This is a genomic window from Solirubrobacter phytolaccae, assembly GCF_027587195.1.
GTDB lineage: Bacteria > Actinomycetota > Thermoleophilia > Solirubrobacterales > Solirubrobacteraceae > Solirubrobacter > Solirubrobacter phytolaccae.
The window spans coordinates 1-2,705 of record NZ_JAPDDP010000154.1; the positions used below are offsets into that span (position 1 = coordinate 1).

At 71.7% G+C, this 2,705-nt stretch carries 4 protein-coding genes; 1 reads left to right on the forward strand and 3 read right to left on the reverse strand.

The window, feature by feature from the left end:
* Positions 1–61 precede the first annotated feature (61 nt).
* From OJ997_RS36130 to OJ997_RS36140, 3 genes are read right to left on the reverse strand one after another with little or no spacing between them, the layout of a single operon-like run.
* Positions 62–394: a hypothetical protein gene (locus OJ997_RS36130; protein WP_270030324.1), complete on the reverse strand. Its 333-nt coding sequence runs from the start codon at positions 392–394 to the stop codon at positions 62–64.
* A gap of 35 nt (positions 395–429) precedes the next feature.
* Complete coding sequence (locus OJ997_RS36135; protein ID WP_270030325.1) at positions 430–1,158, reverse strand: class I SAM-dependent DNA methyltransferase; 729 nt, start codon at positions 1,156–1,158, stop codon at positions 430–432.
* Positions 1,155–1,559: a plastocyanin/azurin family copper-binding protein gene (locus tag OJ997_RS36140; protein WP_270030326.1), complete on the reverse strand. Its 405-nt coding sequence runs from the start codon at positions 1,557–1,559 to the stop codon at positions 1,155–1,157. The genes OJ997_RS36135 and OJ997_RS36140 overlap by 4 nt, the downstream gene beginning before the upstream one ends.
* Positions 1,560–1,578: 19 nt before the next feature.
* Here OJ997_RS36140 and OJ997_RS36145 point away from each other — a divergent pair, with 19 nt between their 5' ends.
* Positions 1,579–2,691: a macrolide family glycosyltransferase gene (locus OJ997_RS36145; RefSeq protein ID WP_270030328.1), complete on the forward strand. Its 1,113-nt coding sequence runs from the start codon at positions 1,579–1,581 to the stop codon at positions 2,689–2,691.
* The last annotated feature ends 14 nt before the right edge of the window (positions 2,692–2,705 follow it).

The following is a 2,705-nucleotide window of genomic DNA, read 5'->3' on the forward strand; positions in this document are numbered from 1 at the left end:
GGCCCGGCGTGGCGCGGCGTAGCGGGCGATGGCGCGCGGCGGCGTGGCGGCCCGGCGCCTCCTAGCGGGCACCTCGCGCCAGCGGGCGCGCTCGGTCGGCCAGGCCCACGAGTACTCGTTGGGCGTGTTCGTTGGGCAGCGCCTCTAACGACTCCAAGGCGCCGGCCAGCTCGGCGAGCTCGAGGTCCGGGGTCTCGAGGGCCAATCGGCCTGCCCAGCGGACGGCGGCGGCATCGAAGCGCTCTTCGGCCTCGCGTTCGATCACGAGCAGGATGCCGAGCGCGTCGCGGAGCGAGATGTGGCCGAGCTCGGCGGCCGTGGTGTGGATGATCGCGAGGTTGCCCGTTTGGATGGCGCGGCGTAGGCGCGCGTAGGAAGATCCGTCCGCCGTCATTGCGAACGTATGTTCGCATGAGGTGCGGACGGGTTCTAGGGCTTCTGCCAGATCGAGATGTGTTTGGTGCTCTCGCCGGTGAACGGCGAGCGGTGCCAGTCGGCCCAGCGGGCGTGGAGGGCGAGGCCGGCGAGCTCGGCCATGAGGTCGTACTCGGCCGGGAAGGCGTAGCGGAAGGGCATCGAGGTGCGCTCGACGTGGCCGTCCTCGCGCTCCTCGAAGTGGTGGGAGACGAGGCCCTGGTCGACGAAGTCGTACTCGTCGATGCCCCACTTGCCCTCGCGGGCTTCGAACACGAGCGTGTTCTGGCCCGGCGGGAGGCGGCGCAGCTCGGGCACGCCGACCTCGATCACGAAGTGGCCGCCCGGGGCGAGGTGGGCGGCGGCGTTGCGGAAGGTCGCGACCTGCTCGGCCTGCGTCGTGACGTTGCCGATCGTGTTGAACACGAGGTAGACGAGCGCGAACGAGCCGTCCACGCGCGTGTCGCTGAAGGAGCCGAGCGTCACGTCCAGCGTCGCGCCGCCTTCCTTCGCGCGCAGCTGCTCGACCATGTCCGCCGACAGCTCGATGCCCGCGACCTCGACGCCACGGGCGGCGAGGGGCAGCGCGATCCGTCCCGTGCCGATGGCGAACTCCAACGCCCGGCCGCCGCCCGCGAGCGCGGCCAGCACGTCGACGACCGGATCGACGGCGTCCGGCGCGAACATCGCGGCGGACGTCTCGTCGTAGCGCTCGGCGATCTCGCCGGCGAAGTAGTCGGTCACTTCACCGTGAAGTCCGCCCGCATGCCACCCGCGTAGTGGCCGGGGATGTTGCACACGAGCACGTAATGGCCCTTCTTCAGCGACAGCGTCAACGACTTCGACTTGCCGGCGGCGATGTTCTTCGACGCGCCCACGCGGCCCTTCTCGCTTGCGCGGCCGCCGCTCACCGGCAGCTTGGCGGCCGGGGTCGAGGTCTTGAGGACGACGAGCTCGTGGCGGTCGGACCCGTTGTTCTTGACCGAGAACGTGACCTTGCCGGCGGTGACGGACTTGGGGCTGGCCTTCAACGTGAACTCGTCCATGGCGACCTTGGTGGAGCCACCGGCGAGGGCGGCACCGGCGGGGACGAGGGCGATGGCCAGCGCGCCGAGCACGACGCGGCGATGCGGAACGAACGGCATATCCGGAAAGCTATCGAGCATGCGCCTTCTCATGGCGGGTGTCAGCGCGCCCAGTCACATCTATCCGAGCCTCGCCGTGCTCGCCGAGCTCGTCCGCCGCGGGCACGAGGTGACATACGTGGTCGGGGAGCGCCACCGCGCGCTCGTCGAGCCGACCGGCGCCACGGTCGTCGGCCACGAGACGATCATGCCGATCGGCGAGGAGCCGTGGCCGGAGGATCCGGGCGCCGCGATGCGCGTGTTCCTGGACGAGGCGATCGCGGTGCTGCCGCACATCACGCGGCTCGAACCCGCCGACGCGGTGCTCTACGACATCGGCGGCTTCGCCGGTCATGTCGCGGCCCATCGTTGGGGCGTGCCCGCCGTGCAGCTCTCGCCCGCCTCCGTCGCGTGGGAGGGCTACGAGGACGACATGGCCGAGTTCTACGACACGTTGAAGGCGTCGGACAGCGGCAAGGCGTACTTCGCCACGCTGCGCGGCTGGCTCGACGAGAACGACGTCGCCCTGGACAACGAAGCCTTCCTCGGCAAGCCCGCGGCGTGCGTCGTGCTGATCCCGCGGGCGCTCCAGCCCAACGCGGACCGCGTCAGCGACCGCTACGTGTTCGCGGGCCCCGCCATCGACGAGTCGCGCAAACAGGGCTGGACGCCCCCGCCGGGCGAGCAGCCGCTCGTGTACGTCTCCTTCGGCACGGCGTACACCGACCGCGCCGACCTCTACGAGACCTTCGCGAACGAGCTTGGCGACGACCATCGCGTCGTGATCGCCACCGGCAAGGTCGACCCCGCGACGCTCCCGGACACGGTGAGCGCCGCCCGCACCCAACCCCAGCTCGACGTCCTCGAGCACGCCGACGTCTTCATCACCCACGCCGGGATGGGCGGCGCGAGCGAGGCGCTCTGGTACGGCGTGCCGGTCGTCGCCGCGCCCCAGGCCGTGGACCAGTTCGCCAACGCCGCCACGCTGGAAGCGATCGGCGCGGGTGTGCAGCTCGGCGAGACGCCGGTGCGCGAGGCCGTCGCGGCGGCGCGGGCCTGCGCGCCGCGAGCGCGCGGGCTGCAGGCGGAGGTCCGCCGCGAGGGCGGCGTGGACACGGCCGCGGACGCGGTGGGGCGCCTCGCGCGCGGCTGAACGAAGTCGGGGGC

Coding starts and splice junctions, on each gene's coding strand:
- OJ997_RS36130 (WP_270030324.1), bottom strand. CDS start 394: ATGACGGCGGACGGATCTTCCTACGCGCGCCTACGCCGCGCCATCCAA.
- OJ997_RS36140 (WP_270030326.1), bottom strand. CDS start 1,559: ATGCCGTTCGTTCCGCATCGCCGCGTCGTGCTCGGCGCGCTGGCCATC.
- OJ997_RS36145 (WP_270030328.1), top strand. CDS start 1,579: ATGCGCCTTCTCATGGCGGGTGTCAGCGCGCCCAGTCACATCTATCCG.